General features: G+C 38.9%; 17 protein-coding genes. 6 read left to right on the top strand and 11 right to left on the bottom strand.

Annotation, left to right across the window (positions count from 1 at the left end; all coding sequences use genetic code 11):
• Positions 1–176: 176 nt before the first annotated feature.
• The 5 genes from recJ to CVS95_RS05545 all read right to left on the bottom strand — a co-directional run bounded on the left by recJ (position 177) and on the right by CVS95_RS05545 (position 4,391).
• The gene (gene recJ, locus CVS95_RS05555) at positions 177–1,751 is read right to left on the bottom strand and encodes a single-stranded-DNA-specific exonuclease RecJ (RefSeq protein ID WP_107695853.1); all 1,575 of its coding nucleotides are present in this window, start codon (positions 1,749–1,751) and stop codon (positions 177–179) included.
• A complete protein-coding gene (locus CVS95_RS09865) occupies positions 1,741–1,863 on the bottom strand; it encodes a hypothetical protein (RefSeq protein ID WP_257638069.1) in 123 nt (40 codons plus the stop codon). Before CVS95_RS09865 ends, recJ begins: the two co-directional genes overlap by 11 nt.
• A gap of 240 nt (positions 1,864–2,103) precedes the next feature.
• The gene (locus CVS95_RS09775; protein WP_234400017.1) at positions 2,104–2,283 is read right to left on the bottom strand and encodes a hypothetical protein; all 180 of its coding nucleotides are present in this window, start codon (positions 2,281–2,283) and stop codon (positions 2,104–2,106) included.
• 58 nt (positions 2,284–2,341) lie between these two features.
• Positions 2,342–2,653: an NAD(P)H-dependent oxidoreductase gene (locus CVS95_RS09770; RefSeq protein ID WP_234400016.1), complete on the bottom strand. Its 312-nt coding sequence runs from the start codon at positions 2,651–2,653 to the stop codon at positions 2,342–2,344.
• 103 nt (positions 2,654–2,756) lie between these two features.
• Complete coding sequence (locus CVS95_RS05545; protein ID WP_107695852.1) at positions 2,757–4,391, bottom strand: CTP synthase; 1,635 nt, start codon at positions 4,389–4,391, stop codon at positions 2,757–2,759.
• A 125-nt stretch (positions 4,392–4,516) separates the two neighbouring features.
• Here CVS95_RS05545 and CVS95_RS05540 point away from each other — a divergent pair, with 125 nt between their 5' ends.
• From CVS95_RS05540 to CVS95_RS05525, 4 genes are all read left to right on the top strand, one after another.
• Entirely contained in the window at positions 4,517–4,732 is a 216-nt protein-coding gene (locus tag CVS95_RS05540) for a DUF4492 domain-containing protein (protein ID WP_087580468.1), read from the top strand.
• Position 4,733: 1 nt separating this feature from the next.
• On the top strand, positions 4,734–6,269 hold the full coding sequence (locus CVS95_RS05535; RefSeq protein ID WP_107695851.1) for a cytochrome ubiquinol oxidase subunit I: 1,536 nt from the start codon (positions 4,734–4,736) through the stop codon (positions 6,267–6,269).
• Positions 6,262–7,386 carry a cytochrome d ubiquinol oxidase subunit II gene (locus tag CVS95_RS05530; RefSeq protein WP_107695850.1) on the top strand — a complete coding sequence of 375 codons (1,125 nt, stop codon included), beginning with the start codon at positions 6,262–6,264 and terminating at the stop codon, positions 7,384–7,386. The genes CVS95_RS05535 and CVS95_RS05530 overlap by 8 nt, the downstream gene beginning before the upstream one ends.
• Before the next feature lie 266 nt (positions 7,387–7,652).
• A complete protein-coding gene (locus CVS95_RS05525) occupies positions 7,653–9,422 on the top strand; it encodes an aryl-sulfate sulfotransferase (protein WP_107695849.1) in 1,770 nt (589 codons plus the stop codon).
• Between the two features lie 35 nt (positions 9,423–9,457).
• Here the strand turns inward: CVS95_RS05525 and CVS95_RS05520 are convergent, their stop codons facing one another.
• Together CVS95_RS05520 and CVS95_RS09570 are read right to left on the bottom strand one after the other, a co-directional pair.
• Complete coding sequence (locus CVS95_RS05520) at positions 9,458–9,808, bottom strand: hypothetical protein (RefSeq protein WP_107695848.1); 351 nt, start codon at positions 9,806–9,808, stop codon at positions 9,458–9,460.
• Positions 9,809–9,882: 74 nt separating this feature from the next.
• Entirely contained in the window at positions 9,883–10,086 is a 204-nt protein-coding gene (locus CVS95_RS09570) for a hypothetical protein (protein WP_159071261.1), read from the bottom strand.
• A gap of 242 nt (positions 10,087–10,328) precedes the next feature.
• Between CVS95_RS09570 and ilvD the strand changes: the two genes are divergently transcribed.
• Entirely contained in the window at positions 10,329–12,002 is a 1,674-nt protein-coding gene (ilvD, locus tag CVS95_RS05515) for a dihydroxy-acid dehydratase (protein WP_107695847.1), read from the top strand.
• An 80-nt stretch (positions 12,003–12,082) separates the two neighbouring features.
• Positions 12,083–13,651 (top strand): DNA recombination protein RmuC, encoded by a 1,569-nt coding sequence (gene rmuC, locus CVS95_RS05510; RefSeq protein ID WP_107695846.1) that lies wholly within the window; start codon positions 12,083–12,085, stop codon positions 13,649–13,651.
• Positions 13,652–13,680: 29 nt separating this feature from the next.
• Here rmuC and CVS95_RS05505 read toward each other — a convergent pair whose 3' ends face one another.
• From CVS95_RS05505 to CVS95_RS05490, 4 genes are all read right to left on the bottom strand, one after another.
• A complete protein-coding gene (locus CVS95_RS05505; RefSeq protein WP_107695845.1) occupies positions 13,681–13,971 on the bottom strand; it encodes a DUF5339 domain-containing protein in 291 nt (96 codons plus the stop codon).
• A gap of 100 nt (positions 13,972–14,071) precedes the next feature.
• On the bottom strand, positions 14,072–14,716 hold the full coding sequence (locus CVS95_RS05500) for a ferritin family protein (RefSeq protein ID WP_002940712.1): 645 nt from the start codon (positions 14,714–14,716) through the stop codon (positions 14,072–14,074).
• 93 nt (positions 14,717–14,809) lie between these two features.
• Positions 14,810–14,992, bottom strand: coding sequence for a DUF2798 domain-containing protein (locus CVS95_RS05495; RefSeq protein WP_413784120.1), 183 nt, complete (start codon positions 14,990–14,992; stop codon positions 14,810–14,812).
• A 38-nt stretch (positions 14,993–15,030) separates the two neighbouring features.
• On the bottom strand, positions 15,031–15,591 hold the full coding sequence (locus CVS95_RS05490; protein ID WP_107695843.1) for an NAD(P)H-dependent oxidoreductase: 561 nt from the start codon (positions 15,589–15,591) through the stop codon (positions 15,031–15,033).
• Positions 15,592–15,595: the final 4 nt, after the last annotated feature.

Below are 15,595 nucleotides of genomic sequence, written 5' to 3'. Positions count from 1 at the left end.
AACTTAAATAAAGTATAAATATTTATATAACATTAATTTTACAATACAGAAAATTAGCTCAAATAGTATTATTTTAGTTGGACTGCATTAAATATATAAAGAAACGATTTTGGTGAATTAAACCGAAGCAATCTCGGTTTCATTAAAATTTTAGCATTATAAAACCGAGATAAAATTTATAAAATCTCTTTTATGAGTAGCTGTGGGGTAACAAGTCCGCGGAATGAATTTTTTGATATACAAAAGATAATATCTATCATCTCGCCCACTCTAGCGTGTTTCGTAAAGTTAAAAAATAGAGCCTCAAGTGTTTTATTATCCTTTTGCAAGATGAGCTTTAGGTGATTTTGATCTCTTCCTATAAGTCTTTCGTTTTTAACAAGAGCATTTTTTATCTTAAAGACCGGACGAGGGTTTTTCTGTCCGTATGGCTCATAAAATTCTAAAATTTCAAGCAGCTCAAAGTCTATCTCGCTTGGCATTATGTCACCAAGTAGCTCGTCCGAGCTTTTGCACTCTTGCATATTTAGGCATGAGCAACTTTTATTTATTGCTTCTTTAAATTTCACCAAATTTTCAGGCGCAAGTGTAAGTCCAGCCGCTCCTTTGTGACCGCCGTAGCTTGTTAGTAAATTTTCGTGGCTTGCTATAAGAGATAAGATATCAAGCTTACCAATACTTCTAGCACTACCTTTTGCACGACCTTTATCGATGCTAAAGACGATAGCTGGCTTTGCAAAGTGCTTTGCAAGGCGGCTTGCTACGATGCCTATCACACCCTCATGCCACTGCTCTCCCCAAGTGATGATGACTTCATCGTCTTCTTTTACGTCCTTTAGCGAGCATTCAAAGAGTTGGCGCTCTTCCTCTTTTCTGGAGTTGTTAAATTCGATAATGGTATCAAGGTAGTTGTAAGCCTCTTCGATGCTCTTTGCACGCAAAAAGTTAAATGAATTCATTGCATCGTCCATGCGTCCGGCTGAGTTTATAAGTGGAGCTATAAGAAAGCTAATATCATCGCACTCAAATTTTTCCTTACCATAAAACTCTTTTATAGCGTGAAATGCGGAACGCTTAGACGCATTTAGCTTACAAATACCCATGCGAACAAGCATCCTGTTCATATCTCTTAGCTCCATCATATCAGCTATTATCGCGATGGCTAAAAGCTCTAAAAACTTGCTCATATCGTAGTTTAGCTTGCAAACATCCTTTAGCGCTCCAACCAAATACCAAGCCACTTCAGCACCGCAAATTTCGATATTTGGGAAGTTGCAGTCCTCTTGTTTTGGATTGATGATAGCGTAGGCTTCTGGTAGAACAGCTGGAGGCATGTGATGATCAGTGATAATAAGATCGATGCCTTTTTCTTTGCAGATAATGGCCGCATCGTTTGCAGAGATGCCGTTATCAACGGTGATAATCAGGCTTACATCAGCTGAGAGTTCGTCTATTATCTCAGGATTTAGCCCATATCCATCTTTAAATCTATTTGGAATTTTTACTAGGTAGTCTTTCACGCCAAGATCATCAAAAAACTCGGCCAAAATTACGCTCGAAACCACACCATCAACATCATAATCGCCCACAATGGCTATGCGCTCGTTTTTCTCGATCGCTTCTTTTATGCGATTAGCGCCTTTGTAGATATCTTTTAAGGCGCTTGGTGTCGGAATTTCACTAATTTTTTTATGTATGTCGTTACAAAATCTATGCGCTAGTAAATTCCTTATATCCTCTTTATTTAGCATGGTTTTGGCAAGAATTTTTAAAGAACTTACCAACTTTATTTAATGCCACTTGTTCACTTAAATTTACACCCATATTGCCAAAAATTTGGCTATAAAAATACTTCTTTTTCATCGCAATCTTTCGTCTTTATTTTGAATGCTTGGATTATATCTTTTTGAAATTTAATTTCTTATAATTTTAAATGAAAGTAGGATTTTAGGGCTAATGGCAAGCTTAAAAGCTTTGCTAAATTGATAGTCTTTACAAATTTAACCCGCCAAAAATAGTTAAGTATTAGCAAAAATTTATACAATTAAATTTATAAATTTTAAATAGTTTATACCAGAAAATTTAAACCATTTTTATAAAAATTTACTCCAAATTTCTCAAAAACTCCGCATATTCTCTGGCGCCGCGTTCTATTTCGCTGTCGCTTGATACGTAGTCCACGCCAGGAGTCTCCTCGGCACCGTAAAATGCGAAAAAGTCACGGTAATCGGCGTGAAAATAGTATTTAAATGCAAGTTCAAACGGCGTAAGAACCTCGCGCAAGCTAAAATGATAGCGTCCTTGCGGGCGTAGTCGCTCTTTTTGATGCCTACGGTCACGGCTAGAGCCACCTGCGCCCCGCTATGCCGTCTGCGCCGCGTCCGTAGGCAAAGCCGTGCGTCATCACCGCGTTGATCCATGATTTTAAAATCGGAGGGCAGGAGAAGTTGTGAAGCGGAAACTGCAAAACGAGGGCGTCGTAGGCTCTGATGAGCTCTTGCTCGTGCGCGGCGTCGATGTCACCGCCTGCGTAAACCTGCGTTAAATCATGAACGCTAAAGCGCTGCGGCTCTTTGAGGGCCTCTTGCAGCAGGCGCTTGTTTATGACCGAGTTTTGGATATCAGGATGTGCTAAGATAATTAGAGTTTTCATTTTTTTCTTAAAAATTTATAGAAAAAAGTGGGATTTATTTGGTAAATAATTGAATAAAACAGCAAAATTTTAAAAGAATTTTTAGAGCCAGATGGCTCTAAATTTAAGATTTGACGTTTTCTAAACTTGCCTTTATAAAGCCTAATATCACAGGATTTGGTTTAGTTAGACGGCTAGTAAATTCAGGATGGCACTGTACGCCCACAAACCATGGATGGCCTTTTAGCTCGATAGCCTCTATCAGTCCATCGCTCTCACCGCTTACCAAAAGACCATTTTTCTCAAAAATTTCTTTATATTTTGGATTTGCCTCGTAGCGGTGGCGGTGACGCTCTTTTACACTCTTTGCATTGCTATAAATTTCAGCTAGAAGCGTCTTTGGTTTGATGTCGCAGTTATATGCTCCAAGCCTCATCGTGCCGCCAAGTGGGCTTGTGTGCGTTCTTATCTGTTTTTTGCCGTGAGCGTCGATAAAGCTATCGATTAGATAGATGATAGGATTTTTGCACTCTTTGTCAAATTCCATAGAATTTGCATCTTCTAAGCCCAAAACATCCCTTGCAAACTCAATGAGTGCTAGCTGCATACCAAGGCAAATTCCAAGATAAGGGATCTTATTTTCACGAGCAAATTTTATAGCCTGCATCTTGCCTAAAACGCCTCTTTCGCCAAAGCCGCCAGCGACCAAGATGCCATCTACGTCCTTTAAAAGCTCATTTACATTGTTCTCTTCTATCTTTTCGCTATCTATCCAGCGTAAATTTACCCTAGCGTCTAAATTTGCTCCAGCGTGGATAATGCCCTCAGTTAGGCTCTTGTAGCTCTCTTTTAGATCGATGTACTTGCCCACAAATGCTATTGTAGTTTCATTTGTTGGAGCAATTATCCTTTTTACTAGGCTATCCCACTTTGCCATATCTGGTTTTAGCTCATTAAAGCCTAAATTTTCAGCGATTGGAGTTAGTATGTCTTGCTTTAAAAATGAAAGTGGAATTTGATAGATACTTGCGCTATCTAAGCTCTCTATAACACAATTTTTCTCAACACCACAGCTTGCTGCGATCTTATCTTTTAGCTCACGGTTTAGTGGCATTTCAGATCTGCAGATGATGATGTCTGGGGTTATGCCTATACGTCTTAGCTCGCCTACACTGTGCTGGGTTGGTTTTGTTTTTAGCTCGCCAGCTACTTTGATAAATGGTACAAGCGTTAGGTGGATATTTAGCGCTCTTTTTTTGCCAACTTCCACCCTTAGCGCTCTTATCGCCTCTAAAAATGGTAGTCCCTCGATATCGCCAACGGTTCCGCCGATCTCAACTATGAGTACATCTTTGCCCTCGCCTGCTTTTTTGATACGATCAACGATCTCGCCAACGATGTGAGGGATCACTTGAATAGTCTTTCCAAGGTAATCGCCTCTTCGCTCTTTTTCGATCACTGAGCTATAAACTCTGCCCGTTGTGAAGTTATTGTCTTGACTTAGGCTCTCATCTAAAAATCTCTCATAATGCCCCAAATCCAAATCTGTCTCTGCGCCATCATCTGTAACAAAAACTTCGCCATGCTCCAGCGGACTCATCGTGCCAGGATCTACGTTGATATATGGATCAGCTTTTAAAACACTTACTTTTAAGCCGGAATTTTTTAAAAGAGTCGCGATAGACGCAGCTGCGATGCCTTTTCCAAGTGAGCTTAAAACGCCACCTGTGATAAAAATATACTTCGTCTCTTTTGCCATTAAATTTCCTTAAATTTATTTATTTTTTAATTGCGGATTATACCCCTTAAATATTTAGTAAGGCATTAATCGTATAAATTTTAAAAATTATTCTTTAAGTCTTTTTGTTATAGACTTCACAAACTATGATAAAAAACTACCTAAACATCATTGCCTCTTTATATATAGACGGCTTTAAAAATATGAAAATAGGCAAAAAATTATGGCTTCTCATAATAATAAAGCTTATCATCATGTTTGGAATTTTAAAAGCCTTCATCTTTAACGAGACTCTAAATACTAAATTTCAAACCGACGAAGAAAAAAGCGAATTTGTAATTCGTAATTTAATAAAGGAATAAAATGTCTGAGATGGATTTTGTTGATTGGTCTAGGGCTCAGTTTGCGCTGACTGCCATTTACCACTTTTTGTTTGTCCCACTTACTTTGGGGCTAAGTTTTATCATCGCCATTATGGAGACGATATATGTTAAAACCGGCGATAAAGTCTGGCTTGAGATAACGAAATTTTGGCTAAAGCTCTTTGGTATAAATTTCGCTATCGGCGTTGCTACTGGCATCATCATGGAGTTTGAGTTTGGTACAAACTGGGCGAATTATAGCTGGTTTGTCGGCGATATCTTCGGTGCTCCTCTTGCGATTGAGGGCTTGCTCGCATTTTTCATGGAGAGTACATTTTTTGCCATTATGTTTTTTGGCTGGGATAAAGTCAGCAAGAAATTTCACCTACTTTCAACTTGGCTTGTCGCGATCGGTTCAAATTTAAGCGCGCTTTGGATCTTGATCGCAAATGGCTGGATGCAATACCCAATAGGCATGAAATTTAACCCAGATACTGCAAGAATGGAGATGAAAAATTTCTTTGAAGTTGCGCTAAATCCTCTTGGAATTAGCAAATTTTTACACACAGTAACTAGCGGCTACACTATCTCGGCTCTTTTTGTGATAGGAATTTCTGCCTGGTTTTTGATCCAAAAACGCCACATCTTGCTAGCTAAAAAAAGCATCGTCGTTGCTAGCGCATTTGGCCTTATCACTTCAGCATTTTTACTACTTAGCGGCGATGAGAGTGCATATTTTGTAGCTCAAAAGCAGCCTATGAAGCTTGCAGCCATGGAGGGACTTTATAAGGGCGAGAAAAACGCTGGTCTAGTTGCCGCTGGTATTTTAAACCTAGCTAAAAAGCTTGGCGACGAGAGCGATGCCTTTTTGCTTGAGATAAAGGTACCTTACGCACTTGGCATCATGGCAAACAGAGAGCTTGACTCATTTACACCAGGCATAAACGACCTACTTTATGGTAATAGCGAGCACAATCTAATAAGCGTAGAAGAGAAGATGGCAAAGGGCAAAGTAGCTATCGAAGCTCTTAAAAACTACAAAGAGGCTAAAAAAGCAAATGACGAGAGCCTAATGAAAACTTCTCTTTCAAATTTAGAAAGTAACCTAAATTTCTTAGGATATGGCTATCTTAAAGACGCAAAAGAGGCTGTGCCACCAGTTGCGCTTACATTTTATAGCTTCCATATCATGGTTGTACTTGGCACTTACTTCATAGCTCTTTTTGCTATTACGCTCTATCTAAATCTTTCAAGAAAATATAAATTTGAAAACATAAGAGCATTTTTGTGGATCTGCCTCTTTACCATACCGCTTGGCTACATCGCAGCTGAAGCTGGCTGGATAGTAGCAGAGGTCGGCCGTCAGCCTTGGGTGATACAAGATCTCATGACCGTTGGCGTAGGAGCTACAAATTTATCTGACTCAAATGTCAAAATTTCATTTATATTATTTGCTATTTTATTTACGGTCTTGCTAATTGCCGAGATCAAAATCATGCTTAAGCAAATAAAGATAGGATTTAACGACCATGCATAGTTTAAGCTTAGAAAATTTACAAATTTATTGGTGGTTTATAGTTAGCCTTCTTGGCGGACTTTTGGTATTTATGATGTTTGTTCAAGGCGGTCAGTCGCTCATTTTTAGCCTTGGCAAGGACGAGCTTAAAAAAGATATGCTCATAAATTCTATCGGTAGAAAATGGGAGCTTACATTTACGACGCTTGTTATGTTTGGTGGCGCATGCTTTGCGGCATTCCCGCTATTTTACGCTACTAGCTTTGGTGGTGCCTACTGGGTTTGGCTGGCTATTTTATTTTGCTTTATCGTCCAAGCTGTAAGCTACGAGTACCGCAAAAAGCCTGATAACTTCTTAGGAGCTAGAACTTATGAAATTTTCCTTTTCATAAATGGCTCACTTGGCGTTATACTTATCGGTATGGCTGTTAGTACATTTTTTAGCGGTAGCGCGTTTATACTAAATGAACACAACTTTGTCGAGTGGAAGACTCCTTTTCGCGGTCTTGAAGCTTTGGCAAATCCTTACTTGTACTTGCTTGGCATAGCGATGTTTTTCCTATCTCGCGTAGGCGGCTGCTTATATCTTATGAACAACATCGCTGATGGCGAATTTATACAAAACGCCAGAAAGCAACTACTTATTAACACCGTACTATTCTTGCCATTTTTTCTAGGATTTCTTGCTTGGGTGCTTACAAAAGACGGCTTTGCATACGACGCAAACGGCATAGTTAGCCTTATGCCTTACAAATACGCTATAAATTTGATCGAAATGCCTATCGTCGGTATATTGCTTCTTGTTGGCGTTGTTTTGGTGCTTGTTGGAATTTTCCAAGGGGCATTTACAAAAAGTATCCGTGGAATTTTTGCTTACGGCGTTGGCGTTACGCTTGCTGTAACCGCGCTATTTTTGATAACAGGACTAAATGGCACAGCATTTTATCCGTCATTTAGTGACCTTGCTAGCTCGCTAACTATCAAGAATGCAAGCTCTAGCCACTACACACTTGGCGTTATGGCCTATGTTAGCTTGCTAGTGCCAGTAGTGCTTGCTTATATCATCGTCGTCTGGAGAGCGATAGATAGCAAGAAGATCACGCAAGACGAGATCAAAAACGATCATCACGTATACTAAGGATAAAAGATGTTAGAAGCAGGAATTTTTTTGATACTTTGGCCAGTAACGCTATTTATTAGCTATAAATTTGTTCTTTTTTCTCTTAAGAAATTTGACGCAAATAACTAAGATTTAGGGGCATTTGCCCCTAAATTCTTCTTTTTTATTTTCACCCTTTAAAACAACTCTTTTATAAATTTATTTAAGCCACTTTTCATATAAGCGTTAGTTCTGTGTGAAATTTGGGTAGTAAGATATCATTAAATTTTATTAAAGGAGCGAAAATGAGCAAGAATTTCTTAGGTTCTGTTGCCCTTGCGGCTGTTTTGGTTAGTGGTCTTAGTATAGGCATCACGCCACTAGAGGCTGGAGTCCTGGCTCATCACGTAAAGATTCAAGGTGAGCTTGGATCAGTCTTTATAAATCCTTACGACGTATCGCCTCTAACTGCTATCATCGATAGAGCTGGCAAAGACATCAAAGATATCCATGTAAAAGTAAAAGGCAAGCCAGATGGCGGCATCGATATCGACTACAATGTTTCAGAGCATGCCCTGCTAACGCATGATGGTGTGCCTATTTGGGGACTTTACCCTGACTATCTAAATGAAGTAGTCGTAAGCTACACATTTAACGGAGCTAAAAAGGTAGAAACGTATAAAATTTACGCCCAGCCTATCGTCACATATAGCCGTGATTTTAGATTTTCTCACATGCAAAAGACTCGCGTCAAAAAGGTCGATCCTGCATTTAAAAATAGGCTCTATCTCATAAATAATACAATCACAAGCGTCTATAAACCGCTTGATTGGAAAAATGGCGGAGCTGCTAGTTGGAACGACTTTACCGAAAACTACATCGTAGATACCAAAGGTGAGGTTAGATGGTATCTTGACTATCAGAAATTTTACGACCGCAGCGAGAGAAGAGTGATGGATGGAGGCATGATGATGGGCTTTCATCAGCTAAAAAATGGCGATATCAGCTTTGGTATGGCTCAAAGATATCTTAGATATGATCTAATGGGAAAAGAAATTTATAATCGCCCGCTTCCAAGAGGCTACATCGATCTAAGCCATGAAGTTATGCCATTAAAGGATGATCACGCACTTCTTAGAGTTGGTAAATACAACTACCACCACAAAGATGGCAAAATTTCTCACACCATAAGAGATCACATCATCGAGGTCGATAGCACCGGTAAGGTGGTCGAAGAGTGGGATCTAAATGAAATTTTTGGCAACAACGTCTACCGCAGCAACCTCATAAAAGCGCTTGATGCAAGAGCTGTTTGCCTAAACATCGACATGGACGCAAAAGAGATAAAGATAAGCGACGATCAGCCATTTGGTGACATCACCTCTACTGGCACAGGCAGAAACTGGGCTCACGTAAACTCTATCTCATACGACGAGAGCGACGATAGCATTATCCTCTCACTTCGCCACCAAGGTGTCGTTAAAATAGGCCGCGATAAAAAAGTAAAATGGATACTCGCTTCGCCTGAGGGCTGGAGTGAAGAATTTAAAGCCAAAGTGCTAACTCCAGTCGATAGCAAAGGCAATAAGATAAAATGCGAAAACTCAAAATGCGAGGGCGAATTTGACTGGTCATGGACTCAGCACACCGCATGGCTAACGCCAAGATACGACAACAAAGGCAGTATAAAACACCTAAGCGTCTTTGACAATGGCGATGCAAGAGGCATGGAGCAGCCAGCCTTTAAAGAGGATAAATACTCACGTGCGGTTGAGTACAAGATAGATGAGAAAAAGGGTACGGTTGAACAAACTTGGCAGTTTGGCAAGGAGCGTGGCTTTGACTTTTATAGCGCAGTTACTAGCAACGTCGAGTGGCAAAAAGATAAAAATACCTACTTTATCTCAAGCTCAAATGTAAATTTACTCCGTCCTGACAAGACTATCAAAATGGTCTTAGTTGAGATCGATCCAAAGACAAATGAGATCAAATTTGAGATGGATGTGGACTCTGCTTCAAGAGATGATGTCGCTTATAGGGCGATGGTTATTGATCCGGAGGTATTTAGTTATTAGCAGTATCTGGTGTGAGATTTTTCTCGCACCAGCTTTTAGTTGTTGTTTTGAAATTTATAGATTGCTTCTTTGATTCTAGTAAGGTTAAAATTTATCGCTCGCTCTAGCTCTGGCAAGTCTATATCTTTATCCGCTTCGAATGCTTTTACCATATCGCTTAGCTCTTTTGTCTCATCACTTGCAAGGACTATGCTTTTAAAATTATCATCGTCTATCTGGTCAAATTTTAAAAAGATCGATACAAATTTATCTTTTAAAATTTCTTTATTTAGCTTTCTATTTTCCAAAGCTTTCTTTGTTCCGCCATTTTTATTACAGGTTCTAAATATCGAATCTATTGTTTCATTCACTTCATCAAGTAAAATTTCTATTTTTTCACTTTGCATATAAAACTCTCTTAACTATAAATTAAATTTAAAATAAAAGCTAATCGCTCTTGTTTTGGAGATTAGAAGTTGTTTTACTTCTTCGCGTAAAAAGGAAAAATTAAAGTTGTATTTGTGAAGTTATTTTCATAAAAGTTTGTGCCAGAATTTAAAATTTTAGTTTGCATTGGCATCACTTTTATGCCCTCTGTTTTTGCGATCATTTTCTCATCCTTGTTAAAAAATTTTATCGCATTGTATAAATTTTCATAAGTCTTGTAAATTGTACCAGAGTACAATAAAGCCCTATAAATCAATATTTATAACACATTGATAATATTTTTACGTTATTATTTTGTATACTGCTTTGATTAAAATTACCGAAATTTCATAGCTATTTAGCTCATCCTTTTTGGATAAATTTTAAAAATTTAATGTGTTATTTATGTAATAAAAAAATTTTAAATTTGCAAAAATTTTTTAAAATCTTTGATACTTTATATGTGATAAAATCCTCTCAAATTTTAAAAAAGGATCAAATTTGAGAAGCGACATAATCAAAAAAGGCTACACAAGAGCCCCACACCGCTCACTTTTACGTGCGACTGGGCTAAAAGACGATGACTTTGCTAAACCCTTCATCGGCGTTGCAAACAGCTTTATAGAGATCATTCCAGGGCACTTTTTCTTAAACAAATATGCACAAATTTTAAAAGATGAAATTCGCAAAAATGGCTGTATTCCATTTGAGTTTAACTGCATCGGCGTGGATGATGGCATCGCAATGGGACATGGAGGCATGCTATATAGCTTGCCTAGCCGTGAGATCATCGCAAACTCGATAGAGACCGTGATGAACGCTCACGCACTTGACGCACTTGTTTGTATGCCAAACTGCGACAAGATCGTCCCTGGCATGGTTATGGGTGCTTTAAGAGTAAATGTACCGACCGTGTTTGTAAGTGGTGGCCCAATGAAAAAGGGCTACACAAAAGATGGCAAGCCGATTGACCTTGCGACTGCATTTGAGGCGGTTGGTAAATTTGAGACCAAAGAGATAGATGAGGCTGAGCTAAGAGATATCGAGTGCAATGCATGTCCAAGTGGCGGTAGCTGTAGCGGTATGTTTACGGCAAATTCTATGAACACGCTTTGTGAAGCAATGGGCATAGCACTCCCTGGCAACGGCACTATCCTAGCACTAACTCCGGAGCGTGAGGAGCTTATTAGACAGGCTGCTCGCAGGATCTGCGAGATCGCACTTGATGAGAAATTTAAAATCAGAAACATACTAAATGAAAAAGCGATCCGCAACGCACTTGTCGTTGATATGGCGATGGGCGGTAGCAGCAACACCGTCCTTCACATGCTAGCCATATCAAGAGAGGCTGGCGTAAATTTAGACATCAAAGAGCTAAATAAAATCAGCCAAAACATCGCTCACATCGCCAAGATCAGTCCAAGCTTGCCAAACGTACACATGGAGGACATCGGCAGAGCTGGTGGTATGAATGCAGTGATAAAAGAAATTTCACGCAGAGATAATGGCATGCTAAATTTAGACAATCTCACAGTTAGTGGCGAAACTTTGGGAGAGCGTGTAAAGATAAGTGATATCAAAGATGAGAGTATCATTCACAAAGTAGAAAACGCCTATTCGCAAGTTGGCGGACTTGCCATTTTGTTTGGAAATTTAGCCGAGCAAGGCTGTGTAATCAAGACAGCTGGCATCGTTGGCGAGCGTAAATTTAGCGGTAAAGCAGTCTGCTTTAACTCACAAGATGAAGCCATAGCTGGTATTTCAAGCGGCAAAGTAGATAAAGGCGATGTCGTCGTCATCCGCTACGAAGGTCCGCGCGGAGGCCCTGGCATGCAAGAGATGCTAAGCCCTACCTCACTCATCATGGGACGAGGCCTTGGTGCAGATGTAGCGCTCATCACAGATGGTCGCTTTAGTGGGGCGACAAGGGGTCTAAGTATCGGTCACGTAAGCCCAGAAGCAGCCGAGGGCGGCATGATAGGCTTGCTACGAGACGGCGATATCATCGATATAGACGTTGATAAATACGAGATAAACGTTCGCCTAAGCGAGGCTGAGATCGCAAAGAGAAGAGCGGAATTTAAGCCAGTTGATAAACCGCTAACATCTCGCTGGCTAAGGCAATACCGCAAACTAGTCACAAACGCAAGCAACGGAGCAGTGCTAGAAGCATAAAAAATTTATTATAAAAGCAAGGAGTAGTCTCTTTGCTTTTATAAAAATATAAAAATTTCTTCACTTTTTAAGGATACCAAATGCAACAAGATTTCTATTTTTATGCTGCCATATTTTTAGGAGTACTATTTTTGATTGCGATATTTGTCATCTATTCATTTAATAGAGACAAACTCGAGCTAAAAAGAAATCTAACACAAAAAGAGCAAGAAAATTTTGAAATTTCATCAAATCTAACAAATTTAGTATCTAAAAATAGTGAAAATCTGCAGCTAATCAGCGAGCAAAAAGCAAGGCTTATGTCAAATCACGAGCGAATAGACGAGCTCATCAGCGAGATCGATGCACTAAAAACCAAAATAGTACAAAAAGACGAAGCTGAAGATGCGATGGAGCGCGTGATAAATGAGCTTAAAGAGAGTATCGGTACAGCAAATGAAAGGGTCAAGAATAACGAGGCAAATTTTACTGCAACACTAGCTGAGCTAAATCAAAACAAAAATGCTTTAGCTGAAGCGAGTGAGAGAGAAAATAGATTAAAACGTGATATGGCTGTGCTTAGAAATGAAATAGAAGCAAAAGAAAATAGCCTAAAAGAGCAAGAGAAAAATTTATTAAAAGTAAAAAATGAGTTAAATTTGGAATTTTCTAATCTTGCAAATAAAATATTTGAAGAAAAAAGTGCAAATTTCACACAAAATAGCCAAAATTCTTTAGATCTTTTACTAAAGCCACTAAAGGAGCAAATTTCAACCTTTCAAGAGCGTGTAAATGCAGTCCACGACGAATCAGTTAAAGGTATGAGCGCGCTAGGAACGCAAATTAAGCACATAAGTGAGATTGGTATCTCAATGTCAAAAGAGGCAAACTCGCTAGCCACTGCACTAAAAGGTAGCAATAAAACACTTGGAAACTGGGGCGAAATACAGCTTGAACGCACATTTGAGGCTTCTGGACTTATAAAAGATGAGCACTACTTGACACAACAAAATTTCAAGAACGAAGAAGGTAAACGTCTTATTCCTGATTTTATAGTAAAGATACCAGATGGCAAACACCTAATAGTTGATTCTAAAGTCTCACTTATAGCTTACGAAAAGGCTATCACAGCCAGCAATGAGGAGGAGCTAAATTTAGCATTGAAAGAGCATATTGCTTCTATGAAAAATCACATAGATAGCTTAAATAGCAAAAATTACGGTGAGATCGTACCTGATAGCCCTGATTTTGTATTGATGTTTATACCAATTGAGCCAGCATATATCGAGGCTATGAAATTTGATAGTTCCCTTTTTGACTACGCATTTCAAAAGCGCGTAATACTAGTATCTCACACTACGCTTATGCCTATTCTTCGCACAGTGGCAAATTTATGGCGCATAGAGCGTGGCAATGAAGAGGCCAAAAATATCGTAAAGAGTGCGATTAAAATTTATGATAAAGTCCGCAATGTGGCCGAGCATATGAATAGACTTAGCAATACACTAAATACTACGAATAAACATTTTAACGCCCTTGCATCAAGTTTTAGTGGTAGAGATGGTCTTGTTAGTAGACTTGAAAATTTTAAACGCTTGTCTCCAGACGAGCAAAAAGATATAGAAGTAAAAGAGATCGGCGTAAATAACGAATTAGAAAAAGAGGGTTAGGATATGGCTAGAAAAACTAGCCATAAAATTTATTTTAAAAGACCTTGTTTTTTCATTTGTTCCATTACTTGAGCAAACATCTCTTTAGCTTGTTTGCAAGTAGCGTCTTGTTGCTCTTTTGGAAGTGTAGCAAGTTGATCCATTGATTGTTTCTTTTGATCTTCATAAATTTTTACTTGTTGCTCTTGTCCAGCTTTTTTGTAAGCTTCAACCATCTTATCAATGTCTGAGAAGTAAGACTTGCAAGTATCTGTAAGATCTGCAGCGTTTAGGCTTAGTGCAAAGCCAAGAGTAGCTAAAACTAAAAGTGATTTTTTCATCTCTTTCTCCTTGTGAAAATTTGAAAGGATTGTATCATTTTTATAATATTTTATAACTTAAATTAATAGTCAAGGCAAACACCTTGACTATTTTGGCTTTTTAGCCTAAGAATTCGCGCTTAAAATACTCTTTTGGAGCCTTGCAAAGTGGGCAAGCGCCTGGAGCTTTTTTACCTCTATGAACGTGTCCGCACACCTCGCAAACCCAGATATCCTCTTCGTCGCTTTCAAAAAAGCCCTCTTCATCAAGCATCTTTTTAAGCTCTAGATACTCCCTCTCATGCTCTACTTCAACCTTGCCGATCGCGTTAAATAGCCTCTCAACATCTCTTAGCTCTTCTTCTTTTGCGATCTTTGCAAAGTCTGGATACATCGTAGTATGCTCGTAGTTTTCGCCAGCTGCAGCGTCAAGTAAATTTTTATCCATCTTATCGATCGGATCGTTCATCATCTCGTGATATTTCTTAAACTCAGCCCTTGCGTGCCATTTCTCGTTTTCAGCTGCTTCGTAAAAGTGTCTAGCTATTGCGTGATAGCCTGCTTCTTTGGCTAGATCGCCATAAAGCTCATACTTATTTCTAGCTTGTGACTCGCCAGCAAATGCCTTCATCAAATTTACAGCTGTTAAATTTTCAGTGACGCACTTCATCTCTTCGCCGCAACAGGTTAGTGTACCACCGCCAACCTTTTGCACCTCGATCTCGTTGCCGCATTTTTCGCATTTGTATGTTTCGTACTGTCTCATTTTGACTCCTATTTTGATAAATTTTGATTGGATTATAACCAAATAATTAAAATAAGTAAATAATAATTTTTATTGATAACGTATATTATTATTTTATTTTTTACATAAAATTTGTGTGAGTTTTGTTACAAATGGAGAGACTAGCAAAAGCACAGGATACGCTACTACAAAAGCTTTTACGTAAGCAGTTAGCCAAATTTTTACAAAGCCATCAATAAAACCAAGATTTAAATATGTCAGCACAAATGACATAAAAAACGCCATAAATGCTGACATTATAAACGCAAAAACATATTTATAAAATTTTGCTGGTATCATGAAATTTTACCTATCAGCTCCCCTAATCTTTTTGCATGGTCAAGCGCCTTTTGCCTCATCAAAGCAAGCTTTGCCTCATCGTGCCTACTCTGATACGATAGCCCTCCGCTATAAACATATCCTGCAAACTCCATCCCACAAGTATTTGTTAGTGCCTTAAGTGGCGGCAAAAATTCCTCTATCTCATAGCGCTGAAGTGCTTCTTTTTTATAAAGCTCTTCAGGCGAGCCAGAAGTAAATGAAAGCACCAGCTTCTTGCCACGTAGCTTATCTCCGCTGCTGCCATGAGAGAAGCCATGAACTAGCACGTCCTCAAACCACTTTTGCAAAAGTGATGGCACGCCGTACCAGAAAAATGGATAAACAAGCACAATCACATCAGCCTTTACTAGCTTTTCTTGCTCGGCTTTTACGTCTATCACGTAGTTTTTATAAAGCTCGCTTAGTATGTCAAATTTAGCCTCTGGCAAGTGCTTTTTTAGCTCACCTAAAATGATCTTATTTGCAAAGGAATTTTCAAGGTCAGTGTGACCTGATACGACTAAAATTTCACTCATTTTC

The sequence above is a fragment of the Campylobacter concisus genome, from assembly GCF_003048905.1.
GTDB lineage: Bacteria > Campylobacterota > Campylobacteria > Campylobacterales > Campylobacteraceae > Campylobacter_A > Campylobacter_A concisus_V.
This window is presented reverse-complemented; position numbering and strand designations above follow the sequence as displayed.